Source organism: Mesorhizobium shangrilense (assembly GCF_028826155.1).
In the GTDB taxonomy this organism is placed as follows: Bacteria; Pseudomonadota; Alphaproteobacteria; order Rhizobiales; family Rhizobiaceae; genus Arvimicrobium; species Arvimicrobium flavum.
In genome coordinates this window covers 954,362-980,497 of record NZ_JAQGPN010000001.1, presented here as the reverse complement: position 1 = coordinate 980,497, position 26,136 = coordinate 954,362, and the positions used below count along the sequence as shown (strand labels likewise).

At 65.6% G+C, this 26,136-nt stretch carries 26 protein-coding genes and 1 riboswitch; of the genes, 18 read left to right on the top strand and 8 right to left on the bottom strand.

The features are described from left to right. The first annotated feature begins 245 nt into the window (after positions 1 to 245). A riboswitch (cobalamin riboswitch) is annotated at positions 246 to 450 on the top strand. Between the two features lie 168 nt (positions 451 to 618). The 5 genes from PD284_RS04840 (at position 619) to PD284_RS04820 (ending at position 5,891) form a co-directional block, all read left to right on the top strand. Then, a complete protein-coding gene (locus tag PD284_RS04840) occupies positions 619 to 2,580 on the top strand; it encodes a TonB-dependent receptor plug domain-containing protein (RefSeq protein ID WP_274627094.1) in 1,962 nt (653 codons plus the stop codon). Positions 2,581 to 2,585: 5 nt separating this feature from the next. After that, positions 2,586 to 3,437, top strand: a complete 852-nt coding sequence (locus PD284_RS04835; RefSeq protein WP_274627093.1) for an ABC transporter substrate-binding protein — start codon at positions 2,586 to 2,588, stop codon at positions 3,435 to 3,437. Beyond that, positions 3,434 to 4,435, top strand: coding sequence for a FecCD family ABC transporter permease (locus PD284_RS04830; protein WP_274627092.1), 1,002 nt, complete (start codon positions 3,434 to 3,436; stop codon positions 4,433 to 4,435). Before PD284_RS04835 ends, PD284_RS04830 begins: the two co-directional genes overlap by 4 nt. Then, positions 4,432 to 5,202: an ABC transporter ATP-binding protein gene (locus PD284_RS04825; protein WP_274627091.1), complete on the top strand. Its 771-nt coding sequence runs from the start codon at positions 4,432 to 4,434 to the stop codon at positions 5,200 to 5,202. Before PD284_RS04830 ends, PD284_RS04825 begins: the two co-directional genes overlap by 4 nt. Positions 5,203 to 5,318: 116 nt before the next feature. Then, on the top strand, positions 5,319 to 5,891 hold the full coding sequence (locus tag PD284_RS04820; RefSeq protein WP_274627090.1) for an NADPH-dependent FMN reductase: 573 nt from the start codon (positions 5,319 to 5,321) through the stop codon (positions 5,889 to 5,891). 62 nt (positions 5,892 to 5,953) lie between these two features. On the opposite strand, the gene PD284_RS04815 is transcribed toward PD284_RS04820, so the two are convergent. Together PD284_RS04815 and PD284_RS04810 are read right to left on the bottom strand one after the other, a co-directional pair. After that, entirely contained in the window at positions 5,954 to 6,634 is a 681-nt protein-coding gene (locus PD284_RS04815; protein ID WP_274627089.1) for a redoxin family protein, read from the bottom strand. A 20-nt stretch (positions 6,635 to 6,654) separates the two neighbouring features. Further along, complete coding sequence (locus PD284_RS04810) at positions 6,655 to 9,969, bottom strand: adenylate/guanylate cyclase domain-containing protein (protein WP_274627088.1); 3,315 nt, start codon at positions 9,967 to 9,969, stop codon at positions 6,655 to 6,657. Between the two features lie 166 nt (positions 9,970 to 10,135). Between PD284_RS04810 and PD284_RS04805 the strand changes: the two genes are divergently transcribed. Further along, positions 10,136 to 10,300: a hypothetical protein gene (locus PD284_RS04805; protein WP_274627087.1), complete on the top strand. Its 165-nt coding sequence runs from the start codon at positions 10,136 to 10,138 to the stop codon at positions 10,298 to 10,300. Between the two features lie 49 nt (positions 10,301 to 10,349). Continuing rightward, positions 10,350 to 10,658, top strand: a complete 309-nt coding sequence (locus tag PD284_RS04800; RefSeq protein ID WP_274627086.1) for a hypothetical protein — start codon at positions 10,350 to 10,352, stop codon at positions 10,656 to 10,658. Positions 10,659 to 10,700: 42 nt separating this feature from the next. On the opposite strand, the gene PD284_RS04795 is transcribed toward PD284_RS04800, so the two are convergent. The 3 genes from PD284_RS04795 to PD284_RS04785 form a co-directional block, all read right to left on the bottom strand. After that, positions 10,701 to 11,615, bottom strand: coding sequence for an SMP-30/gluconolactonase/LRE family protein (locus tag PD284_RS04795; RefSeq protein ID WP_274627085.1), 915 nt, complete (start codon positions 11,613 to 11,615; stop codon positions 10,701 to 10,703). Positions 11,616 to 11,742: 127 nt separating this feature from the next. Continuing rightward, positions 11,743 to 12,552 (bottom strand): amino acid ABC transporter permease, encoded by an 810-nt coding sequence (locus PD284_RS04790; RefSeq protein ID WP_274627084.1) that lies wholly within the window; start codon positions 12,550 to 12,552, stop codon positions 11,743 to 11,745. A 65-nt stretch (positions 12,553 to 12,617) separates the two neighbouring features. Beyond that, positions 12,618 to 13,412 carry a transporter substrate-binding domain-containing protein gene (locus PD284_RS04785; protein WP_274627083.1) on the bottom strand — a complete coding sequence of 265 codons (795 nt, stop codon included), beginning with the start codon at positions 13,410 to 13,412 and terminating at the stop codon, positions 12,618 to 12,620. 247 nt (positions 13,413 to 13,659) lie between these two features. Between PD284_RS04785 and PD284_RS04780 the strand changes: the two genes are divergently transcribed. The 3 genes from PD284_RS04780 (at position 13,660) to PD284_RS04770 (ending at position 14,814) form a co-directional block, all read left to right on the top strand. Continuing rightward, positions 13,660 to 13,920 (top strand): DUF2312 domain-containing protein, encoded by a 261-nt coding sequence (locus tag PD284_RS04780; RefSeq protein ID WP_274627082.1) that lies wholly within the window; start codon positions 13,660 to 13,662, stop codon positions 13,918 to 13,920. Between the two features lie 157 nt (positions 13,921 to 14,077). Next, positions 14,078 to 14,377, top strand: coding sequence for an XRE family transcriptional regulator (locus tag PD284_RS04775; RefSeq protein ID WP_274627081.1), 300 nt, complete (start codon positions 14,078 to 14,080; stop codon positions 14,375 to 14,377). A 92-nt stretch (positions 14,378 to 14,469) separates the two neighbouring features. Beyond that, on the top strand, positions 14,470 to 14,814 hold the full coding sequence (locus PD284_RS04770) for a hypothetical protein (protein WP_274627080.1): 345 nt from the start codon (positions 14,470 to 14,472) through the stop codon (positions 14,812 to 14,814). A 3-nt stretch (positions 14,815 to 14,817) separates the two neighbouring features. Here PD284_RS04770 and PD284_RS04765 read toward each other — a convergent pair whose 3' ends face one another. Continuing rightward, the gene (locus PD284_RS04765; RefSeq protein ID WP_274627079.1) at positions 14,818 to 16,008 is read right to left on the bottom strand and encodes a vWA domain-containing protein; all 1,191 of its coding nucleotides are present in this window, start codon (positions 16,006 to 16,008) and stop codon (positions 14,818 to 14,820) included. 185 nt (positions 16,009 to 16,193) lie between these two features. On the opposite strand from PD284_RS04765, the gene PD284_RS04760 reads away from it, so the two are divergent. Beyond that, positions 16,194 to 17,213, top strand: a complete 1,020-nt coding sequence (locus tag PD284_RS04760) for a glycoside hydrolase family 25 protein (RefSeq protein ID WP_274627078.1) — start codon at positions 16,194 to 16,196, stop codon at positions 17,211 to 17,213. Positions 17,214 to 17,274: 61 nt separating this feature from the next. On the opposite strand, the gene PD284_RS04755 is transcribed toward PD284_RS04760, so the two are convergent. After that, positions 17,275 to 17,721: a GNAT family N-acetyltransferase gene (locus tag PD284_RS04755; protein ID WP_274627077.1), complete on the bottom strand. Its 447-nt coding sequence runs from the start codon at positions 17,719 to 17,721 to the stop codon at positions 17,275 to 17,277. A gap of 214 nt (positions 17,722 to 17,935) precedes the next feature. On the opposite strand from PD284_RS04755, the gene PD284_RS04750 reads away from it, so the two are divergent. From PD284_RS04750 to PD284_RS04735, 4 genes are all read left to right on the top strand, one after another. Further along, complete coding sequence (locus PD284_RS04750; RefSeq protein ID WP_274627076.1) at positions 17,936 to 18,532, top strand: MgtC/SapB family protein; 597 nt, start codon at positions 17,936 to 17,938, stop codon at positions 18,530 to 18,532. Positions 18,533 to 18,777: 245 nt separating this feature from the next. Further along, on the top strand, positions 18,778 to 20,187 hold the full coding sequence (leuC, locus tag PD284_RS04745; RefSeq protein ID WP_274627075.1) for a 3-isopropylmalate dehydratase large subunit: 1,410 nt from the start codon (positions 18,778 to 18,780) through the stop codon (positions 20,185 to 20,187). A gap of 119 nt (positions 20,188 to 20,306) precedes the next feature. Further along, positions 20,307 to 21,512 carry a GGDEF domain-containing protein gene (locus PD284_RS04740; protein WP_274627074.1) on the top strand — a complete coding sequence of 402 codons (1,206 nt, stop codon included), beginning with the start codon at positions 20,307 to 20,309 and terminating at the stop codon, positions 21,510 to 21,512. A 117-nt stretch (positions 21,513 to 21,629) separates the two neighbouring features. Continuing rightward, positions 21,630 to 22,802: a GGDEF domain-containing protein gene (locus PD284_RS04735; RefSeq protein WP_338036633.1), complete on the top strand. Its 1,173-nt coding sequence runs from the start codon at positions 21,630 to 21,632 to the stop codon at positions 22,800 to 22,802. A gap of 3 nt (positions 22,803 to 22,805) precedes the next feature. On the opposite strand, the gene PD284_RS04730 is transcribed toward PD284_RS04735, so the two are convergent. After that, complete coding sequence (locus PD284_RS04730) at positions 22,806 to 23,186, bottom strand: hypothetical protein (RefSeq protein WP_274627072.1); 381 nt, start codon at positions 23,184 to 23,186, stop codon at positions 22,806 to 22,808. Positions 23,187 to 23,512: 326 nt separating this feature from the next. On the opposite strand from PD284_RS04730, the gene sdhC reads away from it, so the two are divergent. The 3 genes from sdhC to sdhA are packed head-to-tail and all read left to right on the top strand — an operon-like array spanning position 23,513 to position 26,136. Continuing rightward, positions 23,513 to 23,917, top strand: coding sequence for a succinate dehydrogenase, cytochrome b556 subunit (gene sdhC, locus PD284_RS04725; RefSeq protein ID WP_274627071.1), 405 nt, complete (start codon positions 23,513 to 23,515; stop codon positions 23,915 to 23,917). 2 nt (positions 23,918 to 23,919) lie between these two features. Beyond that, positions 23,920 to 24,303 carry a succinate dehydrogenase, hydrophobic membrane anchor protein gene (sdhD, locus tag PD284_RS04720; RefSeq protein WP_274627070.1) on the top strand — a complete coding sequence of 128 codons (384 nt, stop codon included), beginning with the start codon at positions 23,920 to 23,922 and terminating at the stop codon, positions 24,301 to 24,303. Between the two features lie 3 nt (positions 24,304 to 24,306). After that, positions 24,307 to 26,136 carry a succinate dehydrogenase flavoprotein subunit gene (gene sdhA, locus PD284_RS04715; RefSeq protein ID WP_274627069.1) on the top strand — a complete coding sequence of 610 codons (1,830 nt, stop codon included), beginning with the start codon at positions 24,307 to 24,309 and terminating at the stop codon, positions 26,134 to 26,136.

Genomic DNA, 26,136 nt, shown 5'->3' with positions numbered 1-26,136 from the left:
CCCTGGACGAGAGGGTGCTCCGCTCTGGCACCCGGCCAAGAAAGTTACCGCACCAAGAAACAACAAAAATGCGATCCGTTGCATTCGGTACACCCCGCCTACTCTTTGGACCGATGGCCGCCTGCGTGAGCAACGCAGCGCCAATACATCACGCACCAAGAACATACATTGATCTCGAGACGACCGCTAGGTGTCCTCGCGTTCGGCTGGAACCGCCCGATTGACAGGAGCGTGTTTCGCTCACTAAACCTGCGGTTGGAAATGGTTCCGCAACAGCGGATGAAAAGGGAACACGGTGAGGGTGATCGACGCCCGAAGCCGGGACTGCCCCCGCAACTGTAGCCGTTGAGCCTTCTTCCACGACGCCACTGACTGCCCTCGAGCAGTCGGGAAGGCGGGGGAAGGCGAGGACACGGAAGTCAGGAGACCTGCCTTTTCCGGTCACCCATGCTTGATCACGGGGTGTGGTCGAGCGCGGTCGTCCGTGGCGGTGACACAACGAAGGTGTTGCCGCATGCCGGAGCCGACCGAGGGGCGAAGTCTGCCCATCGTCATCTCCCTGCGGTTCAGGAGAAACTTCGGGGCGCGTGCGCCCCGCCATTCGCCGTGGGGGCAGACATGCAGAAACAATCTTACTGGGCGGGCATCATTGCCTTGGCCCTGACCGGTGTTGCCGGGGCGCAGGCGGTCGACGACGAGCCGGTCACGCAGCTCGAACGCATTCTGGTCACCGAAGGCCTGACGCCGATCGAGCAGGAGAAATCGGGGCGTGCGTTCACCGTCATAACCGGCGAGCAGCTGCAGCAGAACCAGGTCCGCTACGTCGCCGACGCGTTGCGGCTGGTGCCGGGCTTCTCCGTATCGCGCTCGGGCTCCTTCGGCGGGCCGACGCAGGTGCGCGTGCGCGGCGCCGAAGCCAATCACCTGCTGGTGATGATCGACGGTGTCGAAGTCAGTGAAACCTCGACCGGCGAGTTCGACTTCGCCAGCCTCCTGGCCGACGACGTGGACCGGATCGAGGTGTTGCGGGGCCCGCAGAGTGCGTTCTGGGGATCGAATGCGACCGCCGGCGTGGTCAACATCATCACCAGGCGCGGCGAACGAAACGGCTTCAAGATCGGCGGCCGCTCGGAAGTGGGCACCGACGGAACGTTCCTCGGCGGCGTGTCGCTGAGCGGCGGCGCAGAGAACTTCGACATGGCGCTTTCCGGGACCTTCCGGCGCACCGACGGGTTCAACATCTCCGACTTCGGCAGCGAGAAGGACGGCGATCGCAACGTCACCCTGAACGGCAAGTTCACGGCGGACATCACGCCCGATCTCGTCGTCGACGGAACACTGCGCTACGTCGACCGGGAAAGCGACATCGATCCCCAGGACTTCAACAGTGGCGGCGCGCCCGACTACGCGCCTGGCCCGTTCTATGGCCTCGTCGTCGACGGCAACGACTGGACGCGGACACAGGAGCTCTTCGGCTCCCTGGGCTTGACGCACAAGGCGCTTGACGGAGCGTTCACGCAAAAGCTGCGCCTCACCGGTAGCGACGGCACCCGCGACAATTTCAGCGACGGCATGCTCTCGTTCAGCGATGGCAGCCGCTACACCGGCGCATACCAGGCGACCTATCAGTTCGACACGCCCACCTTGCTGGAGGCCCGCCACCAGTTCACCGGCGGCTACGAATGGGAGCGCGAGACCTTTGCGCCGTCCCATCTCGACGAGACCTTCGAGCGCGAGACCAACTCGATCGTCGGCGAATACCGCGGCGAGTTCCTCGACCAGCTCTATCTCAACGCCGGCATTCGCCGCGACTTCAACGATCGCTTCGGCGACGCCACGACCTACAGCCTGAGCGGCGCGTGGCGGATCCCCGGCAGCGAGACGCGGCTCCATGCATCTGTTGGCACCGGTGTCACCAACCCGACCTTCTTCGAGCAGTACGGCTTTGTTCCGTCGTCCTTCGAGGGCAATGCAAGCCTCACTCCGGAAAAGAGCTTCGGATGGGACATCGGCGTCGAGCATCGCTTCTTCGACGGCCGGCTGATCGCCGACGTCACCTACTTCAACCAGGACCTGACGGACGAGATCGCCGTCGTCTTCGGCGGGCCGCCCGACTTTCTTTCGTCGCCCGTCAACCGCGAAGGCAAGAGCAAGCGCCAGGGCGTCGAGGTTTCGGCGACGGTCGACTTGTTCAACGGTTTCACCGCCACGGCGTCCTACACCTACACCGATGCGACGGAGCAGACGAGAGCGGGCGGACCGCGCCTCGACGAGATCCGCCGGCCTCGGCATTCCGGGTCGATCGGCGCCGCATACACGTTCTACGATGACCGGGCCCGCGTCTTCGGCGAAGCCGTCTTCAACGGCAAGACGGAAGACGTCGCCTTCGTGCCGACCCTGCCATCGCGTGTCTGGCTCGACGCCTACACCGTCGTGAATATCGGCGGCAGCCTGAAATTCAGCGACCAGCTGGAAGGCTTCGCCCGCGTTGAGAACCTTTTCGACGAGCAATATGAAGAGGTCTTCGGCTACAACACGCAGGGCCGCACGGCCTTCGTCGGCATCAAGGGCGCATTCTGACGCAAATGGTTCACGGCAGTCTCTGGCGGGCGTTGGCGGTGGTGCTCGCCTTGGGCTTCAAGGGTTCGGCGCTTGCCGCCGAGCCCCCGCGCCGCGTCGTGTCGATGAACATCTGCACCGACCAACTTGCAATGCTGGTCGCCGGCCCCGGCCAGCTGCACTCCGTGTCCTTCCTCGCATCCGATCCCGAATCCTCGGTTCTGGTCACGGAAGCCGCGCGCTATGTCTCCAATCATGGCCTCGCCGAGGAAATCTTCCTCATGCGGCCGGACCTTGTCCTGGCAGGCACCTACACGACGCGGGCGACCGTCGACCTATTGCGGCGGCTCGGCATCCGCGTCGAGGAATTCGCGCCCGAAAGCTCGTTCGACGACATTCGCGCAAACCTGGAGCGGATGGGCGAGGTGCTCGGACGCAAGCAGCGGGCCACAGAACTGGTCGACGAGTTCGACCGCGGGCTGGCCGGGCTGCAGGTGTCGAAAGCGGGCATCCGGGTGGCGAACTACGATCCGAACAGTTTTACGGCCGGCGCCGGAACGCTGACCGACGCCGTCATCACCGCATCGGGGCTGACCAACATCGCAGCCGAATTCGGCTTCTCCGGCGCGGCTCGGCTGCCGCTCGAATTGCTGATCGTGGCCCAGCCCGACCTTCTGGCGCAGGACGACACCCACTACGCCGCTCCTGCTCTCGCACAGGACATATTCCTGCATCCGGCCTATCGCACGCTCGCCAAGCAACGCGCATCCGCCATCGTCCCGGCAAGCTACACCACCTGCGGCGCGCCGTTCACCTTGGAGGCGGCCCGCATTCTGAGCAATGCGGCGCGCGCGCTCGAAGGCGGGCCGGCCGAATGAGCGAGCGCGCGCGCTATCGGTTTACGCTCGGAACGCTTGGCGCAGCGACGCTTCTGCTTTTCCTGCTGTCGCTCACCGTGGGGCCGGCGGCGATTGCCTTTGGCGACAGCATCGCAGCGCTGTTTTCCGACAAGGCGGATTCGATCGCGCTCATCATGCGGGAGGTGCGGCTGCCGCGCGCGCTGCTCGGGCTGATGATCGGCGCAACGCTCGGCCTTTCCGGCGCCGCCTTGCAGGGCTACTTGCGCAACGCGCTCGCCGAACCCGGCCTGATCGGCGTCAGCCCCTCGGCGTCGCTCGGCGCAGTGCTTGCGATATATACGGGCCTCGCGGCAACGGTGCCGCTGGCTCTCCCCCTCGCAGCGCTTGCCGCAGCCGTTCTGGGCGTCGTCGTCGTGCAGGCGCTCGCCGGAGTGCGCGGCGGCATGCTCACCATCATCCTTGCCGGCATCGCGGTGTCGAGCTTCGCCGGCGCCGCGACGTCCCTCGCTCTGAACCTGTCTCCAAATCCGTTCGCGGCGCTCGAGATCATGTTCTGGATGCTCGGCTCGCTGGCCGACCGGTCGATGACGCATGTCTGGCTGGCCGGTCCTTTCATGATCCTGGGCTGGGCACTGCTGGCGATGCTGGGACGCGCCCTCGACGCCCTGACGCTGGGCAGCGAGACGGCCGCGAGCCTCGGCATCGACATGCGCCGCGTGCAGTTCCTGGCCGTGTTCGGCACTGCCGCATCGGTCGGCGCGGCCACCGCCGTCGCCGGCGCCATCGGCTTCGTCGGCCTGGTGGTTCCGCACATCCTGCGCCCCATGGTCGGAGCGCGGCCGTCCCGCCTGCTGCCGGCGAGCGCGCTTGGCGGCGCCTGCGTGGTGATGGCAGCGGACATCCTCGTCCGCGTCGTCGCGCCGGAGCGCGATCTGAAGCTCGGCGTTCTCACCGCGCTCATCGGCGCGCCGTTCTTCCTCTGGCTCGTCTACCGCACCCGGAGGAAGCTCGCATGACGCTGCTTTCCGTCTCCGACGTCACCGCCTCGCTCGGCGGCGTACCGGTGCTCCATGGCGTTTCCTTCGCGGTGAGGCCGGGCGAATTCGTCGGGCTGATTGGACCGAATGGCGCCGGCAAGTCGACGCTGCTACGAAGCATCCTCGGCCTGACCCCGTCCACCGGCACGGTCGCCTTCGATGGGCGGAACGCCGGTTCGATGTCGGCCAGGGAGCGCGCCGCCAGCGTGGCCTATCTTGCGCAGGAGCGCGACGTGGCCTGGCCCGTTCCCGTGGAGATGGTCGTGTCGCTGGGTCGCGCCCCATACCGATCGCCGTTCGCCCCCCTGACGTCGGGGGATCGCGAAGCCATCGACAGCGCGATGCGCCGCATGGACGTCGAGGCCTTCCGCGATCGGTCGGCCACGGAACTCTCCGGCGGCGAGCTGGCGCGAGTCCTGATCGCGCGCGCCCTGGCGCAGGAGACGCCTCTGCTTCTCGCCGACGAGCCGACCGCGGGCCTCGACCCTTCGCATCAGGTCTCGCTGATGCGCATGTTTACCGATCTGGCAGCCGAGGGCCGCAGCGTCCTCGCCACCCTGCACGACCTCGGCCTGGCGGCGCGCTGGTGTTCGCGGCTGCTGCTGCTCGAGCGCGGGCGGATCATCGCCGACGGCGCGCCCGAAGACGTGCTGACGCCAGAACGCATCCGCGAGGTGTATGGGGTGACGGCATACTCCGCCAAGACCGGCGGCAAGTGGATCGTCCAGCCGCTCGACCTCGCCTGAGGGGGGGTCTCGTCGCCGGTGCAATCCCGGACTTGCCTCCATGCGCCGCCGCCATAGTTCATCTTCATGTTCTCTAAGGGGTGGACGGCGGCGGAGCGCAGACCGCGGAGCGTGACATGACCACACATACAGTCGGATACCTCATCGGAAGCCTCGCCAAAGGCTCGATCAACCGCAAGCTCGCCAAGGCGCTGGTTCGGCTAGCCCCGCCCGAGCTTCAGATGTCGGAGATCTCCTTCCGCGATCTCCCGCTCTACAACTACGACTACGACGCTGATTTCCCGCCCGAAGTGCGGGCCTTCAAGAAGGCCATCGCATCTGTCGAGGGCGTTTTGTTCGTGACGCCGGAGTACAACCGCTCCATCCCCGGCGGGCTGAAGAACGCCATCGACTGGGCCAGCCGCCCTTACGGCAAGAACTCGTTCACCCGCAAACCTTCAGCCGTTATCGGCACGTCGCCCGGCGCGATCGGTACGGCGGTCGCCCAGCAGAGCCTGCGCAGCGTCCTCAGCTTCTGCAACTCGCCGCAGATGAACGCCCCGGAAGCCTATATCCAGTTCACGCCGGGACTGATCACCGACGACGGCGAGGTGACGGTCAAATCCACCGAGGATTTTCTGCGCAACTACATGGCCGAGTTCCGCCTGTTCATCGCGCGGGTGCTGCAGGTCCTGCCGAAGGACGCCTGACGGCCGCCATGACGGCGGCGACCGAGGAGAGCCGCCTTGCCGGCCGGCGAGCAGCGCCGGCGCTATGCGGCGACCCGCGACGCCGCCGACATCAGCTCTTCCGAGTTCGCCTTGCTGAACATCCTCGCGCCCCCGTCTGGCACCTCGGTGAAGGTCCAGCGGACGACGCCGTCGCGGTCGAGCAGGAACTGGCCGAACAGCTGCCCGTGCCCGCCGGCGATCATCTGCTGGTCCGCCTCGGTCATCTCGTAGCCGTCCTTGTTGTTCAGGAGTTCCGCCCCGCGGAAAGGATCCATGGGCTCCGGCAGCTCGCCGGGCACGTCCACCTGCATCTGCATGGCGTCATTCATGCTGACCTTGTGCGGCCACGACGTTTCGTCCTCGGTGAACTCCAGCGTCGGCAGGCCGAAGGCCCTGTGCGATGCCCTGTCAGGATCGGCCGCGGCCAGCAGGCCGGGTATCGGATGAAAGCGGAAGTAGAGCCGGGCCCGCGCGATCGGCGTGTTGACGACAGTGAGGGATTCGACGCCGCGCTCGCGCAACGTCTTGTCGAGTTCCGCCTGAGCGGCGATGTGGCGCCGGCAGAAGGGGCAGTGCAACCCGCGGAAGAGACCGACCAGCAAGGGCTTCTGGCCGCGGAAATCCCCGATGGCGATCTGCCCCTCCTGCGTGATCGCATCGAGCACGATGTTGGGAGCCCGGTCGCCAGGCTGCAATGGGCTTGTCGGTGAGCGCTCGGACATTTGCGGTTCTCCTCATTCGGTCAATCGAGAAACGGCAGCACGACGAGCGTGCTGGTATCGAGGCCATGCTTGCTGCACAGCTCCTGAGCCTTCGAGAAATACCGCTCGGCCTCCGCATAGTCGTCGCGGTCGAGGCCCAGCGTCGCCAGCCCGTCATAGCAAGGGAACAGCTGCTGCGGATCGCCGGTCTCCTCGGCGACGGCCAGCGCTTCCCTGTAGCAGCGTTCCGCCAGGCCCGGCTCCAGCTTGCATTGGTGGATCTGGCCGAGAACGATCAACGGCACGGCAAGGTGCTCGCGCTGATCCAGCGCGCGGTCGATCTCGATCGCCTTTTCGGCCGCCGGCACGCCTTCGTCGGCGCAACGGTCGGTGAAGGTGCACGAGGCGACGGCGAGGTTTGCGAACAGGCGCGCCTGGAAGCCGAGGTCCCCTATGCGGGCCGCCACCTCCAGGCCGCGCCGGCACACGTCGATCGCCCGCGCCGGATCGACAAGCGTGTAGAGGACGGCAAGATTTGTATAGCCCCGACACGCCGCGCCGAGCAGCCCCGCCGCCTCGGCGGTGGCGACGCTGCGCTCAACTTCGGCGATGGCCTCCATGTTGCGCCCCAGCCGCGCCAGGGCGACACCCTTGGTGTTCAGCGCTTCGGCGGTGGCGCGCGCGCCTTCCGGCACCGCGTCCGCGCCCTCGGCGACGACCTCTATGCTGCGAAGCGCCTCCTCCGCCCGTTCCGCGGCGACCGCGAAGTCGCCGGCACGGAACGCCAGGCGGCCGCGCTCCTGCAGGAGCAGGGCCCGTTCCACAGGCGCATTGCGTCCATCGAGGGCGATCGCGGCCTCTGCATAATAGCCTTCGGCCTTCTGTCGCTTGCCGGCGTGCCACAGCAGGCCGCCCAGCTTGCGCAGTATCCGCGCGACCGCGACGCTGTCCCCACGCTCCCTGTGCGCTTCCAGGATGGCGATGTACTGCTCCCGTGCCACGTCGCGCCGGCCGGCCGTCGCGCCAAGATCGGCGATCTGTTCGCGCAACTCCAGGCCCTGCTGCGAATGGCCGGCGTCTCCCCCTGCCGCAAGCGCCGCGACCGCCTGCTCATAGAGGCGGCACGCGTCGTCATTCGCATAGACCGCGCGCGCCCGGTCGGCGGCGGTGGTAAGATAGCGGGCCGCCTTGGCCGGCATGGCGCAGCGGCAAAAATGATGGCCCAGCATCCTGAGATCCTCGAGACGCTCCGGATTCGCACCGCATAGCCGTTCGAGCGCCGCACCGATGCGTTCGTGCATCTCGACCCGCCTCTGCATCAGCAGGTTCTGGTAGATCACATGCTGGAGAAGCGTCTGCTTGAAGCGATAGGAGGACGAGGAGGATGCGCCATCCGCGACCTCCTCAACGATCTCCGCCTCGCACAGCGTCTCCAGCCCCGCCTCCAGCCCGGTCGGGTCGACGGCGACGGCGCCGAGCAATCCGGCCTCGAACCGAGGACCGATCGCCGCCGCCTCCTGCGCGAGCCTGCGTACGTTCTGCGGCAGCCGTTCGAAGCGGGACAGCAGCATCGCCTCGATCGTCGCAGGAATGTCGGCGGCGGCTTCGCCCGCAACCCGCCATCGACCGCCGTCGGGCTTCAGCACGCCGGTATCGATGAAGCCGCGCAGGATCTCCTCGATGAACAGCGGGTTCCCGTCGGCCCGATCGAGGATCTGGTCGCGGAGCGTGCGCGCCGACGCTTCCGTCCAGGCGTCGCCAAACAGGGCTTCCAGCAGCTGTCGCCCGTTGTCCGCGCTCAGCGGCGTCAGGCGCAACGTCGTCTGGCTGACACGGCTGGAAGCCGGCAGGTCCGGGCTTTGTCCCGGCCGCTGCGTCACCAGCAGCATGAGGCTGGCGCGCTCCAGCCGATCCATGACGAAGCGCAGGGCCTCAAGCGATACCTTGTCGGCCCAGTGCAGGTCTTCGATGATGATCAGAAGCGGCGACAGTTCGAGCCGCCGCTCGACGATCGTGCGGACCGCATAGAGGATCTGCCGCCGCAGTCGCTCGGGCTCGACATGGCGTAGCGCATCGTCCGGATCCTCGATCCCCAGCACGTGGTAGAGCAGCGGCATCAGGCTCCGCGCATCCTCCGGGCCCAGGCCCAGTTCGGAAAGCAACGTCCCGAGCTTCGCCCGCATGTCGGCGGCCGTCTCGTTGGGCATCATTCCGGCAGCGCTTCGCACGACTGCGCCGATGGCGCCGTAAGGCTGTTCGCCGAGCGGCGAGCAGGCGTTGCGCCGGATGGCGACATTGCGGAACCGCGGCTGGCCGGCGACACGGGCGACGAACTCCCGCACCAGGCGGGACTTCCCGATTCCCGCCTCACCGAAGATGCGGACGAGCTGGGCTTCACCGGCGCAGGTCAGGTCGAGGCAGCCGAGAAGACGCGCCAGCTCCGCATCCCGACCGATCAGCGGGGCCTTCAGGCCCTGCGTCTCCAGTCCGCGCGCGGTGCGGGGCGAGGCCAGCGGTTCGACCAGCCGGTGCGCCAGCACGCTGCCGCTCTTGCCGCGCAGCGTGACGTCGCCGAGCGACTCAAAGCGAAAGGCGTGCCGGGTGAGCCGCTGCGTCAGCGGCCCGACGAGGATGGCGCCGGGCGCGGCCATGCCCTGCAGGCGCTGGGCGACGTTCACCGTATCGCCGGTCACGGAGTAGGACTTGGCCGCTCCCACACCCAGGCCGCCGGTGACGACCGGTCCCGTGTTGATGCCTATGTGGAGCGCCAGCGGCGCTCCGGCGCTCAGGCCCGAACGCGCGCTCATGCGGGCCATGCGGTCGATCATGTCGAGCGCGGCTCGCAGCGCGCGTTCCGGATCGTCCTCATGGACGGCCGGCGCGCCGAAAAGCGCCAGAAGCGCGTCGCCGATGAACTTGTCGACGAAGCCGCCGAAATTCTGCACAGCTGCCGTCAGTTCCTCGAAGACTTCGTTCTGGAGCGTCTGCATGACTTCCGGATCGAGCGACTCGCTCAGCGCCGTGAAGCCGGTCAGGTCGGCGAACAGGACGGTGACGGTGCGGCGGTCGGCTTCCGCAGGTGATTGTTGCGCGGAAGGTCGAGTGGTCAGGTCATCCCCAGGCGATCCGCCCAGACCCGGGCGCCGACCCAGGGGGACACTCTCGCTGGCCCGGATGGCTACAAGCTTGTGGGCGGCTTTCGCCGCGTCGAGCTGTGTGCCGCATTGCGGGCAGAAGGCGAATTCACAAGAACACAGGTACCCGCACTTGTGGCACGCCTTGGGCTGCCGGGCGCCGCACTGCGGGCAGAAGGCGAAGCCCTCCTGGAGGTCGAAGCCACAACCTGTGCACTCCATGGCAGAGGCAACTCCGGTCAACGGCGCGGCGAGGTCGAAGACGCCCGCATGTCCTACAATGGACCCGTGGGGGCGCATGGGCAAGACCGATGCGCCGGCTCTGCGCGCGACCGCGGAACGCCGCGCACGTTCCACCGTTTACGATGATGTTTGCCGGAGACGTGCTATGAAGGAGATCGAAAATCGCGACGACAGTGAGGAGGAATTCGCCTTGCATCTCGCAGAAACCACGGACCTGTCGCCCAGGCAGGCACGCGAGTTGATCCGCAAATACGGTCATGATCGCGAGAAGTTGATGGAAGCCGCCAGGAATTTCAAGGCCGAAGGCTGATCGACCGCGCCCGACGGCAAGGTCCGCAGAACCATAGGAGAGGATCATCATGGACGTGGCAAATCTGCAGCTCGAAGGACTGCTCATGGCCGTTGCCTCGGTCAACAAGGTCCTCGTCCAGAAAGGCGTTCTCACCGTCGACGAGATCGACGAGGCGTTGCGCAAGGCGGAAGCCTCCATGACCGGCGACGAGCGGCTGAACGCGGACATGTCGCCGTCCAACCGCGACGCAGTATGTTTTCCGATCCGTTTCCTGCAGCTCGCCAACCTCCGGCAGCCGCAGGATCAGGTTCAGTCGTTCGCCCAGCTGACACGCGGCGTCGGCCTCGCGAAAAGGCCCTACAACGACCAGATGTAGCCGCCGGGGCCGCGTCGCGAGTTTGCCGGTCGGGAGCCCCGCTCAGTAGAGCTTGGCCCCATTCACCATCAGCCGCACCGCATAGAGCGAGGTGGTGCCACAGATGTAGAGGATGTTGCGCTTCGGTCCGCCGAAGACGCAATTTGCTACGACTTCCGGCACGCGAACCTTTCCGATCAGCGTACCGTCGGGGTCGTAGCAATGGATCCCGTCGCCCGCGCTGGTCCAGATCCGGCCGTCGGTGTCCAGACGGAAGCCGTCGAAGAAACCGACCGTGGAATCGGCGAATACCTCGCCGCCGGACAGTTTTCCCTTGTTGCCGACCTTGAAGACCCGCATGTGCGCGGGGTTCTGCGGTCCGTGCGTGCGGCCGGTATCGACCACGTAGAGCAGGCTCTCGTCGAGCGAGAAGGCGAGGCCGTTCGGCCGCACCATGTCGGTGATCACCGCCTCCACCTCGCCGCTCGAGGGATCGACGCGGTAGACGTGGCACGCGCCGATCTCGCTCTCCGACTTGTTGCCCTCGTAGTCGCTGTCGATGCCGTAGGCGGGATCGGTGAACCAGATCGAGCCGTCCGACTTCACGACGACGTCGTTGGGCGAGTTGAGGCGCTTGCCCTTCCACTTGTCGGCGATGGTGATGACGGTGCCGTCATGCTCGGTGCGGCTGACGCGACGGCCGCCGTGTTCGCAGCTGACCAGCCTGCCCTGGCGATCGGTGGTGTTGCCGTTGGTGTTGCCGGCCGGCTGGCGGAAGACGCTGACCGAGCCATCGGTTTCGTCGTAGCGCAGCATGCGGTCGTTCGGGATGTCCGACCACACCACGTAGCGGCCGGCCGCGAAGTAGGCGGGGCCTTCGGCCCAGCGGCAGCCGGTGTACAGCTTGTCGACATGCGCTGTGCCATTGAAAAGCCGCGCGAAACGCGGGTCCAGCACCTCGTAGTATGACGTCGTCATCTTCCCTCCCGAACGAAATCGATTGCAGGCAGGCGAGTGCCGCGCACCCGCTTCACCCAACGGAACTCGGCGACATCATCACAAGTTCGACGGGAGTTGCAAGCGAGCAGCGCCCCGGGCTCGGGTCCTAGGCGCCGTTCTGCCGGCGCAGCCTGCGTTCGAGCGCGCGAAGCGCCAGCGAGAGACCGACCGTCAGGATCAGGTAGATATAGGCGACGATCGAATAGGTCTCGAAGAAGCGAAAGGATCCCGCCGCATAGACCTTGCCCATCTGGGTGATGTCGGCGACCCCGAGGACCGAGACCAGCGAGGAGTCCTTCACCATCGCCACGAAATCGTTGCCGAGTGGCGGCAATATGGTGCGAATGGCCTGCGGAAAGACAATCAGACGGAAACGCTGGAATCGCGACAGCCCGAGCGCCTTGGCTGCCTCGACCTGGCCCTTCTCGACCGACTGGATACCGGCGCGGAACACCTCGGCGATGAAGGCCGAGTAGCCGATGGTGAGCGCAATGATGGCGCGCCACAGCAGAGAGACGTCGCGGACGAGGAGTTCTCCCGCGTAGCCCGCATCACGCAGCGGGGTGGCCAGCCAGTTCCAGGCGGCGACAAAGGCCGGCACGCCGGCAAACGCGATCCAGAACAGCAGCACGATGATCGGCACGCCGCGGATGATCTCCACGTAGAAGCGCGCCGTCTGGTTGAGCCAGGTCGCGCCCGAGAGGCTCATCAGCGCAACGGCGAGGCCGAGCGCCGAGGCGAGCGCAAAGCCCACCACGGTCACGAAGATGGTGATGCCGATGCCCTTGGCGACGGTCGTGAAGACCTGCGTGTAGAGGTCGCTCGCCGCGACCAGCACGCCGGCGACGACCGCGATGGAGATCGCGGCCGCAAGCCAGTATGGGAACGAGCGCTCGGAGCGGTTCGAGGCGGCCATGGGTCAGGCGGCCCGGCGCCGCAAGCTGGTCAAGCGCAACACAGTCTCGGCAGGGTCCTGGCCGTTCAGTTGGCCGGCTTGTAGTCGACGAACCACTTTTGCGTGAGCTTGTCGAAGGTGCCGTCGGCCTTGAGCGCGGCGATTCCGGCGTTGATCGGCGCGACGAGGTCCGAACCCTTCGGGAAGATGAAGCCGAATTCCTCCGCCTGCAGCGGCTCGCCGATCATCTTCAGCTTGCCGCCGGAGTTCTCGGAGATGGACTTGCCGGCCGCGCTGTCGGTCAGCACCAGATCGACGTCGCCGGCCTGCAGCGCCGCGACGGTCGCCGCAAAGGTCTCCATCAGCTTGATGCGCGGGTTCTGCTCGTTGCCGTCGAGCACGTTGTAGACGGCTACGTAGAAGGGCGAGGTGCCGGCCTGGGCGCCGACCAGCAGCTTTTCGTCGGCGGCGAAGGACTTGCCGTCGGTGAAGCGCGTTTCATCGCCCCGCACCAGCATGAAGATCTCCGAGCGCATGTAGGGGTCGGAGAAGTCGACTTTCTCCTTGCGGTCGTCCTTGATGGTGATGCCGGTCATGCCCAAGTCGAACTGCTTGTCGGAGACCGCCTGGATCATCGCATCCCACGACGTGTTCTGGTACTCGACCTTGAAGTTCAGCTTCTTGGACAGCTCGTCCATCGCGTCGTACTCCCAGCCGGCCGGCTTGCCGGTTGCGGGTTCGACGAACTGCAGCGGGAAGTAGGCGTTTTCGGTGACCACGACGACCGTCTTGCCGCCGAGGTCCGGCAGCGTCTGCGCGGCCGCGCCGAGCGTGGTGGCGAAGAGCGCCGTGAGGGCGATCGAAAGAGCGCGAAGTACCACTTTGAAACTCCTTGAAGCGAGCGAGCCGGCTGTATGAGATGCGGCGGGGACCTTAGCGCTCCTGCATTCCCGTTGGAAAGGGGCGCTTTTCAAAATGAGGCGGGATTGTGGCCCGGCCGTCCGGATTTGGCAGCTCGATTGAAAGCCGATTGCCGAAACGCTTGACCGTCCGGCCGCCATCGGGCATCGAACCGGCCGAATTGGCGTCCCCCGAGTCGCCCCATCCAAACACATTCCGGAGATCCTGATGGCGGATGAAATCACCGAAACCAGCCAGACCGTTGCAGCTGGCCAGTTGCGCGCGCTGATCGAGCGCATCGAGCGGCTGGAGGAAGAAAAGAAGACGATCGGCGACGACATCAAGGACATCTATGCCGAAGCCAAGGGCAACGGCTTCGACACCAAGGCGATCCGCACCATCGTCAGGCTGCGCAAGAAGGATCAGGCCGAGCGCGAAGAGGAAGAGTCGATTCTCGACCTCTACAAGGCCGCGCTCGGAATGGTCTGATCATCTCCGGGTCGCATGCGGAACGCGCCGTCGCCAGGCGGCCCGTCCCGCGACTTCGATTTTCGTTTGCCGCTGCCGCGAACCCGGTTATCTATCTTGAGCAAGCATATCGCTTGAATCGGTTTCGCTCCTTGGCTCCGCAAACAGGAGGCCTGTCATGATCACCGGCTCCCAATGCCGCGCAGGTCGCGCGCTCGTCGAAGTTACCCGTGGCAAGCTCGCCAGCCGTTCCGGAGTGGATGAAGCGGTCATCGAGAACTTCGAGCGCAAGATCGACGAGCCGGAGCCGCCCATCGTCGCCGCGCTCAAGGGAGCGCTGGAAGAATTCGGCGCCGTATTCCTCGAGGAGAATGGCGGCGGCATCGGCGTCCGGCTCAAGTTCACCGATTCGGAGGCAAAGCGGATCGCCCGCCTGGAGGCAGAGGGCGGCATCACCGCGTTCGACAGGGTTCCGTAGAGCCTGATGTTCCTGCTGTCGCTTTCACAGGCCGCGCTTGACGTGACATAACTGCAAGTGACGCCTGCGCGCGCAGGCCCGTTTGAGGCGACATGGACCATCTGTCCGCCGCTCCATCGCCGAATGAAGACGGAAGAGCCCCGGTCGGCTTCTTCCGCTCGCGCTGGCGCGGCGAGGTCGCCCTGGGGACGCTGTTCTGGCGCGACATGGCGGTGGTCGGAACCGCTATCAACCTGGCCACGACGCTCCTGGCGCTTGCCCTGCTCGGCCTTGGCTTCTCGCTCGCAGTGAGCCTGGCTGCGCACCTCGCGCCGCTGCCCTACAATTTTTTCCTGTTCCTTGCCGTCTGGCGGACCTCTGATCGCGCCGGCGGCTGGGTCGCCCAGCTTGCGCCCTTGGGTGCGGCGGCCTGGCTGGTCGTCGCCACGCTGATCTGAGCGTCAGTGCCGCCGCGACAATTCCCGCGTGGCGGCCTCCAGTCCGGCGAGCGTCAGCGGATACATGCGATCGCCGAAGATCTCCCGGATCAGCCCTGTGGAGTGCGTGTAGCTCCAGTGCTTGGCCGCGGTGGGGTTGAGCCAGACCGCATGCGGCCATTGCTGGAGCACCCGTGACAGCCACACGCTGCCCGCCTCTTGGTTCCAGTGCTCCACGGAGCCGCCGGGCGAGATGATTTCGTAAGGGCTCATCGCCGCATCGCCCACGAAGATGACCTTGTAGTCGTGGCCGTATTTGCGCAGCACGTCGAAGGTCGGAATGACTTCGGAATGGCGGCGGCGATTGTCCTTCCACACCCCCTCGTAGAGGCAATTGTGGAAGTAGAAATACTCGAGCTGCCGGAACTCCGCCCGCGCCGCCGAGAACAGTTCCTCGACGGTGTGGATATGGTCGTCCATTGAGCCGCCCACGTCGAAGAACATCAGCAGCTTGACGGCGTTGCGTCGCTCGGGGCGGGTCTGGACGTCGAGATAGCCATGTTCGGCGGTGGCGTGGATGGTGCCCGGAAGGTCGAGTTCCTCGTCCGCACCCTCGCGCACCCAGCGCCGCAGCCTCTTCAGCGCAACCTTGATGTTGCGCGTGCCGATCTCGACGGCGTCGTCGAAGTTCCTGAACTCGCGCTTGTCCCACACCTTTACGGCCCGCCGGTGGCGGCTTTCGTGCTGGCCGATGCGCACGCCCTCCGGATTGTAGCCATAGGCGCCGAAAGGCGAGGTTCCAGCCGTGCCGATCCACTTCGATCCGCCCTGATGGCGGCCCTTCTGCTCCTCCAGGCGCTGGCGCAGCGTCTCCATCAGCTTCTCGAAACCGCCCAGCGCCTCGACAAGCTTCTTCTCCTCCTCCGTCAGGTGCTTTTCGGCGAGCCGCCGCAGCCACTCTTCCGGAAGCGCCGCAACGTCGATCGCGGCTTCGCCGGACAGCGCCTCGACGCCCTTGAAGACGTGGGAAAACACCTGGTCGAACCGGTCGATGTGGCGCTCGTCCTTCACCAGCGCCGAGCGGGCAAGGTAGTAGAAGCCTTCGACGTCATAGGTGACCAGATCGGCCTCCAGTCCCTCCAGCAGGGTCAGATATTCGCGCAGCGAAACCGGAACGCGCGCAGCTTTCAGCTCGAGGAAGAACGGGATGAACATGCCTGGCACTTTGCGCCGCGCCGGCGTGTCATGGCAAGGCCGTCGCGACGGTGCGCCCCGGCCACACATCAAGGTAAAGATCGGATTCAGTCTTTATTGGTAATCTCCTGTTAGCAATTCCCCGGTGGCGCCTGGGGGGGTTGGATTCTAGGGCCAGTCCGTCTTGTTCATGCGTACGGGGCTCCATGCGTTTCTCAGGCCTGCCTTCCATCCTGTTCGTCTGCCTGGCTCTGTCCGGCTGCTCCTCAAGCGTCGGCCTCAGCGACCTTCTGCCGCAGACGCCATCGCTGGAGACGACGAGCTCCATCATCAGGCCGAGCGGCCCGGTTCCGGCTGTGGACGTCGGCGTTGCCAGCCGCGAGGAGCCGCAACCGGCGGTATCCGTCGCCGCAGCCCCGGCTCCGGAACTCGCCGTGGCACGGGTGCTTCCGTCGGAGGCAGTGGCCGTGCCCTCGGCCAGGCCCTTGGCGCTGATGGCGCCGGATAGACCGAAGGCATCGCCGTTCGCCTCCGGAAAAATCTACAGCCGCCAGTTCCGCGACGCCAAGCCCATCAACTTCGGGCCGAAGTCGCCCAAGAAGCTGGCGGTTCACGGCGTCGACGTTTCACGCTGGCAGGGCGAGATCGACTGGGCGAAGCTGCGCACGCAAGGGGCGAATTTCGCCTACATCAAGGCGACCGACGGCGGCGACCACCTCGATCCGATGTTCAGGAAGAACTGGCGGGGAGCCGCCGAGGCCGGACTGAAGCGCGGAGCCTACCATTTCTTCTACTGGTGCCGCACGGCCGGCGAGCAGGCCGACTGGTTCATCCGCAACGTGCCCAAGGTGGAAGGCGCGCTGCCGCCTGTCATCGACGTCGAATACAACGGTGAATCCAAGTGCAAGCGGCGCCTGTCGCGCGCGGTGGTCCTGGAGAAGATGCAGGTCTTCATGGACAAGCTGGAAGCCCATTACGGCCAGCGTCCGATCATCTACACGGCGCCCGACTTCTACCGCGACAACCTCGAGGGCGAATTCCCGAACCATCCATTCTGGCTGCGTTCGGTGGCGGCCCACCCGTCCAAGGTCTATCCGAACCGCAAGTGGGTGTTCTGGCAGTATTCCGGCTCCGGGCTTTCGCACGGCGTGACGGGCAAGATCGATCTCAATGTCTTCCACGGCAGCGAGGAGACGTGGCGGAAATGGCTCTCGGCGAACGGCTGAAGGCGAACTTCGCCGGGCGTCGTTCATGCGGGCACGGCCAGATGGCCGACGCCCGACCCCGCTAGAGCAGATCGTACTCGATGAAGCCCGTACGGCGGGCGACCCGGTCGTAGAGCTTTCGTGCAGTCGCGTTGGTTTCGTGCGTCATCCAGTAGACGTTGCTGACGCCGCGCTCGGCGGCGGCCGCCTTCACGGCGTCGATGAGCTGCGCGCCGACGCCCTTGCCGCGCGTTGCGGGGGTGGCGAAGAGGTCCTGCAGGTAGCAGTTGCCCTCGATCGACCAGCAGGACCGATGGAAGAGGTAGTGGACGAGCCCCGCCGGCTTCCCGTCCAGCAGCGCGATGAAGCCCTTCGGCTCGAATTCTCCTGCCGCGAACAGCCGCTCCCACGTCGACCTGTAGACCTCTTCGGGGGCGGTTGCCTCGTAGAAGGTAAGGTAAGCCGTCCACAGCTCGCGCCATGCGGCATGATCCTCCTGCTCCAGGGGGCGGACTGTCACTTCGCTCATGAGGTCTCTCCCTGTGCGCGCGATCTCGGTCGAATCGTGGGCAAGGACGCCGCTTCAAAAGCCGCCTGTCAAGCCGTTGGCCCGCGTCCGGGACGCAGCTGGGACAATAGGCCGGCCTGCCTGCAGGCCGGCCATCGGAATCAGTGTCGTCGCTGCGCCCGCCGTGGAACCTCGGATGGACGCCGGCGTTACGGCAGGCAGTCGAGGGCGCTTCATGGAATCCATCGTCGAGGAATTCGGTCATCCGACCTTCACCTCGTTTCCCGTCATCGTGGCGCGGCTTTTGCTCGCCGCGCTATTCGGCGGGCTGATTGGCCTGGAGCGTGAATGGCGCAGCCGCCCCGCGGGTTTGCGCACGCACATACTGGTCTGCGTTGCAGCCGCTACGTTCGGCATACTCACCATCGAGATCTCCCATGCGCCGATGTTCCAGCTGGAAGACGTGAAAAGCGCTGTCAGGTTTGACCCAATCAGGGCCGTGGAGGCCATCACTGCCGGCATCGCATTTCTCGCCGCTGGCACCATCATGTTCTCGAAGGGCGAGGTGCAGGGGCTCACCACGGGCGCCGGAATGTGGCTCGCGGGCGCGATCGGCCTGGCTGCGGGATTCGGCTACTGGCAGATCGCGGCGCTCGGGACCCTGCTGGTCCTGATCGTGCTGGGGCTGCTGCACGTCCTGGAGGTCAAGCTCGACATCAGCGACGACAAGCGCCACGAGGGCGCTCCAGGCGAGAAGGGCGCCGCTTCCGAGCAGCGTGTCGCTCCGGACGCAGACGATCCGTCCCATATGAAGCCAAGCAAGGGCGCGTGAGCGGAGGGGCCCTCGGCGCACCGCTCTCAATTGCCGAGCGCGCAAAAGGCTGGTATGGACCCAGCCATGGAAGAACTCTTCGGAGATCCCGCCTACAAGGGCTTCGTGCTGCAGGACAAGAAGCGCCTGCCGGCACGTTTCTTTGCGCGGATTTCCGGCGCGCTGACCAGCCGACTTAGCTGATCGCCGCCCCGCGGCCATGCCGCACTGCCTTTCCTGCTCTCCATATCGACGGATTTACGCAAATGAGCGCACCGCGCACCCTCTACGACAAGATTTTCGACGATCACGTTGTCGATCGTCAGGACGACGGCACCTGCCTGCTCTACATCGACCGTCACCTCGTGCATGAGGTGACGAGCCCGCAGGCATTCGAGGGCCTGCGCATGTCCGGGCGCAAGGTTCGCCAGCCTGAGAAGACGCTGGCCGTGGTCGATCACAACGTGCCGACCTCGCCCGACCGCAAGCACGGCATCAAGAACGAGGAAAGCCGCGTCCAGGTCGAGGCTCTCGCCAAGAACGCCGCCGACTTCGGCGTCGAGTACTATTCCGAGAACGACATCCGCCAGGGCATCGTCCACATCGTCGGTCCCGAGCAGGGTTTCACGCTGCCGGGCATGACCATCGTGTGCGGCGACAGCCATACCTCGACCCACGGCGCCTTCGGCGCGCTGGCGCATGGCATCGGCACCTCGGAGGTGGAGCATGTGCTCGCCACCCAGACGCTGATCCAGAAGAAGGCCAAGAACATGCTGGTGCGTGTGGACGGCCAGCTGCCGCTCGGCGTGACCGCCAAGGACATCGTTCTCGCCATCATCGGCGAGATCGGCACGGCCGGCGGCACTGGCTACGTCATCGAATATGCCGGCGAGGCGATCCGCGCGCTGTCGATGGAAGGCCGCATGACGATCTGCAACATGTCGATCGAGGGCGGCGCCCGCGCCGGCCTGATCGCCCCCGACGAGACGACGTTCGCCTACGTCAAGGACAAGCCGCGGGCCCCGAAGGGCAAGGCGTGGGACATGGCGCTCGAATACTGGAAGACGCTGAAGTCCGACGAAGGCGCGCATTTCGACAAGGTCGTCGTGCTCGACGCCGCCAAGCTGCCGCCGATCGTCACCTGGGGCTCTTCGCCCGAGGACGTTGTCTCGGTGCTCGGCGTGGTTCCGAACCCGGACGAGATCGCCGACGAGAACAAGCGCAACTCGAAGAAGCGCGCCCTGGAGTACATGGGTCTCACGGCCGGCACGAAGATGACCGACATCACGCTGGACCGCGTCTTCATCGGCTCCTGCACCAATGGCCGCATCGAGGACCTGCGCGCCGTCGCCAAGGTGGTGGACGGCAAGAAGGTCGCTCCGACGGTCAACGCCATGATCGTTCCGGGCTCCGGCCTGGTGAAGGAGCAGGCGGAAGCCGAGGGCCTCGACAAGATCTTCATCGCAGCCGGCTTTGACTGGCGCGAGCCCGGGTGCTCCATGTGCCTTGCCATGAATGACGATCGACTGGCGCCCTACGAGCGTTGCGCTTCGACCTCGAACCGCAATTTCGAAGGCCGCCAGGGTTTCAAGGGCCGCACCCATCTGGTGTCGCCCGCGATGGCGGCGGCTGCCGCGATCACCGGTCGCTTTGTCGACATCCGCGACTGGAAGTGACGCTTCCGGGCGGCCCCAGTGTCGGCCGCCCAACCCGGGCATTTTCCGACGGGCTTAACCGCTTGTTTCCGTCTCGCCCCTAAGTTGTGCCGCAAGGTAAGCTGACGGGGCGGAGGGTTTTGGAGAACGGACTTTATATCGCGCTGCTGAACCCGTCGATTGCGTTCGTTCTCGGGGCGGCATTCTTCGTGCTATGGCTGAACCAGCGCGAGCATCGCCACGTGGCGGTCGTAGCGGCCGGCTACGCGGCGGCAGCCGTCGCCTTCCTCCTGCAGTATTTCACCTTGCCGGCAGGTCTCCTGCCGACGAGGCTTCTATCCAATGCGCTGTTCCTCGTGGCGGTGTCATGCCTAGCGGGGGCTATCATTGCGCGATATGGTCGCCGGGTTCCCGTCGCTGCCCTGACGGTCCTGACCGGAGGCGGGTTCGCCGCGGTTTTGTGGTTCACCTTCGTCATGCCAGACCTGACCTGGCGCATACTGACGATCAATTTTGCGCTGGGCGGGATCGCTCTTGTCGCCGCCTTCGAGCTCCGCGCCGTTGCGAAGAAGGGCTTCATCGACAAGGTGCTGTACGGCGTCGCCATCCTCGCCGCGTTCAACTTCCTCGTGCGCACGCTGATTGTGATCAGCCTCGACGGCCCCTATCGCAGCGACGTCGGTTTCCATCAATCCGCCTACTGGACGACGGTGATGCTGTCGCACGCGGTCCTGTCCGTCCTTATCGCGGTCAGCCTGATCGTTTCCAAGGCGCTTTCCCTCGTCGAGGAATTGCAGGCCGAATCCCACACCGATCCGCTTTCCGACCTGTTGAACAGGCGGGGCTTCGAAGCCCGTGCCGCGAAGGCGCTCACGGCCAATCGGCATCGCGGCGTGCCGATGTCGCTGGTGTTGTGCGATCTGGACCACTTCAAGGTGGTCAACGACACCTATGGGCACGCAGCCGGAGACCGGGCGATCATGTCTTTCGCCGATCACTTGCGTCAGATGGCCGGTTCCGGATGCGTGCTGGGCCGAATCGGCGGCGAGGAATTCGCAATCCTCCTGCCCGCAGCCGGAATGACAGCAGCCCGTCTCTTCGCCGAAGGCGTACGGGCGTCCTTCGGCGGTTCCACGATCGAAGGGCTTCCTGACCGTGCCCGGCTTACTGCCAGCTTCGGCGTCGCCGTCCAGGACGGCGAGGAGACACTGTCCTCCATGGTAAGCCGCGCCGACGAGGCGCTCTATCAGGCGAAGCGGAACGGACGCGACAGGGTCAAACTCTCCACGCACGACGGGGACGCTGCTCTCCCCGGCCGTCTTGCCCTGGCAGTCCGCTCCGAATAGTTGCGCCTTGTGTCGCTCCGCTGGCTCTTCAACGTCTCGCGTTAACGGCTTTTTCGCGTGGATGTGATTTTTACCTCCCAAAATCGGTCGGATGGAATGGGCGGAGCGATTTTCATATTGGCGATCAATCTGGCTGTTGCCGGAGTGATGGCTGCGGCTTTCCTGGCGATCGCGTCCTATGACAGGACCCGCGAGCCGGGTCGGTGGCTTGCGGCGGCCTACCTGTTCGGCATTACCTACTCGTTGATCGAGTTCAGCGTGCGCTGGATCAATGGCTCTCCGCCGGTCGTCGCGGCTGGGGCCGCCGCGCTGCTGCTCGGCATGGGCGCGTTCAACATCGGCCTTGCCTGCCGCTATCAGGTTCGCCAGCCGTTCGTGGCGTCGCTTGCGATCGTCCTGCTCGGCACTCTGGCGACTGTACTCGTCGACGGCCTGCCCCGCCACTCGCTGACGCGCATGATCGCCTACCAGACGCCATACTTTGCGATGCAGGCGATTGCCGTGGCCGTCGTGCTGGTTTCGGCTCGAAAGCGCAAGATGGACTATGCAATGGCGGCGTTGCTCGGTTTCAGTGCGTTGCACTTCATGGCAAAGCCCTTCATCGCGCATGCGGTCGGCGGCTGGGGCGAGAACCCGAGCGCCTACCTCGATAGCAACTACGCGATGGTGTCGCAGGCGCTCGGAACCGTCTTCGCCATCGCGATCGCATTGTCGGCGATGGTCGTGCTCGTCCGCGACATCCTGCAGGAAGCAACGGAAAAGTCGGAGCTCGATACGCTGTCGGGCCTGCACAACCGGCGCGGTTTCGAACGCCGGGCGTCTCTTGCCGTCGAACGCGCGCTGCGGCAGGGCATGCCGGTTTCGCTGGTCATCACGGATCTCGATCACTTCAAGTCGATCAACGACAGCTACGGTCACGCGGCGGGCGACCAGGTGCTGGTCGCCTTCGCGCGCTTCCTGCAGCAAGCGGCCACCCATGCGCAGATCGCGGGGCGCATCGGCGGCGAGGAATTCGCCATCATGCTGCCGGGGACGAACCTGGTGGCGGCCCGCCTCTTTGCCGAGGGCGCGCGCACGGCCTTCAGCGCCATGCAGATCGACGGCCTGCCGGAGGACCGTCGGTTCACGGCAAGTTTCGGCGTGGCGGAACTCGCGCCGGGAGAACGGGCCGACGACATGATGCGCCGCGCTGACGCGGCGCTCTATGCCGCCAAGCGCAGCGGCAGGGATTGTGTAAGAGTGTCGGAGCGGACGGTCACGGCGAGTCCGCCGCGATTGGTCATGGACTAGCCGCTACCGGCGCGCGCACCCGGACAAGACCGGCATTTCGCCATCGGCCAGCCCGTACATGTAGCTGCGGCCTTTCACGAACACCGGTGGCCGGTAGCAGTCGGCCACATAGTATGCGTCGTTCTCGTCGAGATAGACCACCTTGGGCTCGCCGAGGGCTGCGCCGGTCTCGGCCGCCAGCTTCTTTGCCAAGTGCCCCTGGCCAACCACGATGCGCTTGTAGCCGGCGCTGCTGTAGACGACGAGGTTGCCGTACGAATCGGAGTAGACGTGATCTCGCAGACGTTCGCCCGCCAGAGCGGGCGTCCCAAGACCGGCAAAGCCGGCCACACAGGCGAACAGCAAGCCAGCCTTGAAACTACGCGCAACCTTCAACGAACCCATCAGCGATCTCCCAAATCAGAAGCCGCGGCCTCCCCGCACAAATTAACCTTTTGTTAACGTTTGTTAAGGGGCTGGCAGCATTTGTTGGCAACGGTGCCGATTTGTGATTAACGGGCGGCGGTGGCGGCCGACGCCCGCAAGGGGCGACGACGTCAAATCGATTGAAGTGCGCCGCACCGCCGCGTGCAGAGTAAATCACTATAGTTGAATGATTTTTCGGCTTTGACGCACTGCAAAAACCGCATTAGAACGCCATCGTCCTGGGTTGCGAGACGGAACATCCATGCCGTCCTGCGGATACTCGTGACATCAATCCCGGGGGAGCCATGAGCAGATCCACAGCCACCCGCCAGCGACCGCTATCGCCGCACCTTTCGATCTATCGTCCGACGATCACGATGACGATGTCGATCGTGCATCGCATCACCGGCGGCGCGCTCTACTTCGGCACCTTGCTCGTCGCGTGGTGGCTCATCGCCGCCGCCAGCTCCGAGCGCCAATTCGAGATCGCCAACGCGGTCTTCGGCAGCTGGTTCGGTCGCATCATCCTGTTCGGCTACACCTGGACGCTCTTCCATCACATGATGGGCGGCATCCGTCATCTCATCTGGGACACCGGAGCCGGACTCGAGAAGGAGACGGCGTCGAAGATCGCCTGGGCGACCCTGGTCTGCTCGATCGTACTCACCGTGCTGGTTTGGATCGCCGGCTACGCCGCGAGGGGTTTCTGATCATGAGCGACATGCGCACTCCGCTCGGCAAGGTCCGCGGACTGGGTTCCGCTCGCGAGGGCACCGGCCATTTCTGGCGGCAGCGGGTCACGGCCATCGCCAACATCCCGCTGATGCTGTTTTTCGTGGGGTTCCTGATTTCCCTGAACGGGGCGAGCTATGCCGAGGTGCGCGCCGCGCTCGGCCAGCCATTCGTTGCGCTCGTCATGATCCTGGTCGTGCTCTCGGTGCTCTACCACATGCGCCTCGGCATGCAGATCGTCATCGAGGATTACGTTCACAGCGAGGGCAACAAGCTCGCGCTGATCGTGCTGAACACCTTCTTCACCGCCGTTGTCGCGGCGGCCTGCGTGTTCGCGCTGCTCAAGATCGCATTCGGAGGCTGAGGCGTGGCTGACGCACAAAAGAAGGCCGGAGCGGCCTACAACTATGTCGACCACAAGTTCGACGTGGTGGTGGTCGGCGCCGGCGGGGCCGGACTTCGCGCGACCCTCGGCATGGCCGAGCAGGGTCTGAAGACGGCCTGTATCACCAAGGTCTTCCCGACGCGCTCCCACACCGTCGCGGCACAGGGCGGCATCGCCGCCTCCCTGCAGAACATGGGCCCGGATAGCTGGCAGTGGCACATGTACGACACCGTCAAGGGGTCGGACTGGCTGGGCGACACCGACGCCATGGAGTACCTGGCGCGCGAGGCGCCGGCCGCCGTCTACGAGCTCGAGCACTACGGCGTGCCCTTCTCCCGCACCGAGGAAGGCAAGATCTACCAGCGGCCGTTCGGCGGCCACATGATGAACTTCGGCGACGGCCCGCCCGTGCAGCGCACCTGTGCTGCCGCCGACCGCACCGGCCACGCCATCCTGCACACGCTCTACGGCCAGTCGCTGCGCCACAGCGCGCAGTTCTTCGTCGAGTATTTCGCGCTCGACCTGATCATGGAAGACGGCGCCTGCACCGGCGTTGTCGCCTGGAACCTCGACGACGGCACCATTCACCGCTTCTCGGCCAAGATGGTCGTGCTGGCGACCGGCGGCTACGGCCGCGCCTATTTCTCGGCGACTAGCGCCCACACCTGCACCGGCGACGGCGGCGGGATGGTGGCGCGCGCCGGCCTGCCGCTGCAGGACATGGAGTTCGTCCAGTTCCACCCGACCGGCATCTACGGCGCGGGCTGCCTGATCACCGAGGGCGCGCGAGGCGAAGGCGGCTACCTCGTCAACTCCGAAGGCGAGCGCTTCATGGAGCGCTATGCGCCGTCGGCGAAGGACCTCGCCTCGCGCGACGTCGTTTCGCGTTGCATGACGCTTGAGATCCGCGACGGGCGCGGCGTCGGCAAGAACAAGGACCACATCTTCCTGCACCTCGACCATCTCGATCCGGCGGTGCTGCACGAGCGGCTGCCCGGCATCTCCGAGAGCGCGAAGATTTTCGCCGGCGTCGACGTGACGCGTGAGCCTATCCCGGTGCTGCCGACCGTCCACTACAACATGGGCGGCATCCCGACGAACTACTGGGGCGAGGTGCTGAACCCCACCCCGCTCGATCCGGACCGCGTGATCCTCGGCCTGATGGCCGTCGGCGAGGCCGGCTGCGCATCGGTGCACGGCGCCAACCGCCTCGGCTCCAACTCGCTGATCGATCTGGTCGTCTTCGGCCGCGCCGCAGCCATCAAGGCGGGCGAGGTGGTGGACCGCGAGAGCAAGGTCCCCGATCTCAACACGGCCGCGGTCGACAAGATCATGGATCGCTTCGACCGGCTGCGCCATGCCGACGGCAAGACGCCGACGGCCCATCTTCGCGAGAAGATGCAGCGCGCCATGCAGGACGACGCCGCCGTCTTCCGCACGCAGGAATCGCTGGAGAACGGCTGCAAGCGCATTTCGGAAATCTGGGGCGAGCTGAAGGACATCAAGGTGTTCGACCGCTCGATGATCTGGAACTCAGACCTCGTCGAGACGCTGGAACTGGAAAACCTGATGGCCAACGCCATCACCACGGTCTACGGCGCGGAGGCGCGCAAGGAGAGCCGCGGCGCGCACGCCCGCGAGGATTTCTCCTCCCGCGACGACGCCAACTGGCGCAAGCACACGCTCTCCTGGGTGGATGCCAACGGCAAGGTCAAGCTCGACTACAGGCCGGTGAAGACGGAAACCATGCTGCCGGTGGAACAGGGCGGTATCGACCCCAAGAAAATCGCGCCCAAGGCGCGGGTTTACTGA

Excerpts from the sequence above, each read along its gene's own strand:
- PD284_RS04840 (WP_274627094.1), top strand. The coding sequence starts at position 619 with ATGCAGAAACAATCTTACTGGGCGGGCATCATTGCCTTGGCCCTGACC.
- PD284_RS04835 (WP_274627093.1), top strand. The coding sequence starts at position 2,586 with ATGGTTCACGGCAGTCTCTGGCGGGCGTTGGCGGTGGTGCTCGCCTTG.
- PD284_RS04830 (WP_274627092.1), top strand. The coding sequence starts at position 3,434 with ATGAGCGAGCGCGCGCGCTATCGGTTTACGCTCGGAACGCTTGGCGCA.
- PD284_RS04825 (WP_274627091.1), top strand. The coding sequence starts at position 4,432 with ATGACGCTGCTTTCCGTCTCCGACGTCACCGCCTCGCTCGGCGGCGTA.
- PD284_RS04820 (WP_274627090.1), top strand. The coding sequence starts at position 5,319 with ATGACCACACATACAGTCGGATACCTCATCGGAAGCCTCGCCAAAGGC.
- PD284_RS04815 (WP_274627089.1), bottom strand. The coding sequence starts at position 6,634 with ATGTCCGAGCGCTCACCGACAAGCCCATTGCAGCCTGGCGACCGGGCT.
- PD284_RS04810 (WP_274627088.1), bottom strand. The coding sequence starts at position 9,969 with ATGGAGTGCACAGGTTGTGGCTTCGACCTCCAGGAGGGCTTCGCCTTC.
- PD284_RS04805 (WP_274627087.1), top strand. The coding sequence starts at position 10,136 with ATGAAGGAGATCGAAAATCGCGACGACAGTGAGGAGGAATTCGCCTTG.
- PD284_RS04800 (WP_274627086.1), top strand. The coding sequence starts at position 10,350 with ATGGACGTGGCAAATCTGCAGCTCGAAGGACTGCTCATGGCCGTTGCC.
- PD284_RS04795 (WP_274627085.1), bottom strand. The coding sequence starts at position 11,615 with ATGACGACGTCATACTACGAGGTGCTGGACCCGCGTTTCGCGCGGCTT.
- PD284_RS04790 (WP_274627084.1), bottom strand. The coding sequence starts at position 12,552 with ATGGCCGCCTCGAACCGCTCCGAGCGCTCGTTCCCATACTGGCTTGCG.
- PD284_RS04780 (WP_274627082.1), top strand. The coding sequence starts at position 13,660 with ATGGCGGATGAAATCACCGAAACCAGCCAGACCGTTGCAGCTGGCCAG.
- PD284_RS04775 (WP_274627081.1), top strand. The coding sequence starts at position 14,078 with ATGATCACCGGCTCCCAATGCCGCGCAGGTCGCGCGCTCGTCGAAGTT.
- PD284_RS04770 (WP_274627080.1), top strand. The coding sequence starts at position 14,470 with ATGGACCATCTGTCCGCCGCTCCATCGCCGAATGAAGACGGAAGAGCC.
- PD284_RS04765 (WP_274627079.1), bottom strand. The coding sequence starts at position 16,008 with ATGTTCATCCCGTTCTTCCTCGAGCTGAAAGCTGCGCGCGTTCCGGTT.
- PD284_RS04760 (WP_274627078.1), top strand. The coding sequence starts at position 16,194 with ATGCGTTTCTCAGGCCTGCCTTCCATCCTGTTCGTCTGCCTGGCTCTG.
- PD284_RS04755 (WP_274627077.1), bottom strand. The coding sequence starts at position 17,721 with ATGAGCGAAGTGACAGTCCGCCCCCTGGAGCAGGAGGATCATGCCGCA.
- PD284_RS04750 (WP_274627076.1), top strand. The coding sequence starts at position 17,936 with ATGGAATCCATCGTCGAGGAATTCGGTCATCCGACCTTCACCTCGTTT.
- leuC (WP_274627075.1), top strand. The coding sequence starts at position 18,778 with ATGAGCGCACCGCGCACCCTCTACGACAAGATTTTCGACGATCACGTT.
- PD284_RS04730 (WP_274627072.1), bottom strand. The coding sequence starts at position 23,186 with ATGGGTTCGTTGAAGGTTGCGCGTAGTTTCAAGGCTGGCTTGCTGTTC.
- sdhC (WP_274627071.1), top strand. The coding sequence starts at position 23,513 with ATGAGCAGATCCACAGCCACCCGCCAGCGACCGCTATCGCCGCACCTT.
- sdhD (WP_274627070.1), top strand. The coding sequence starts at position 23,920 with ATGAGCGACATGCGCACTCCGCTCGGCAAGGTCCGCGGACTGGGTTCC.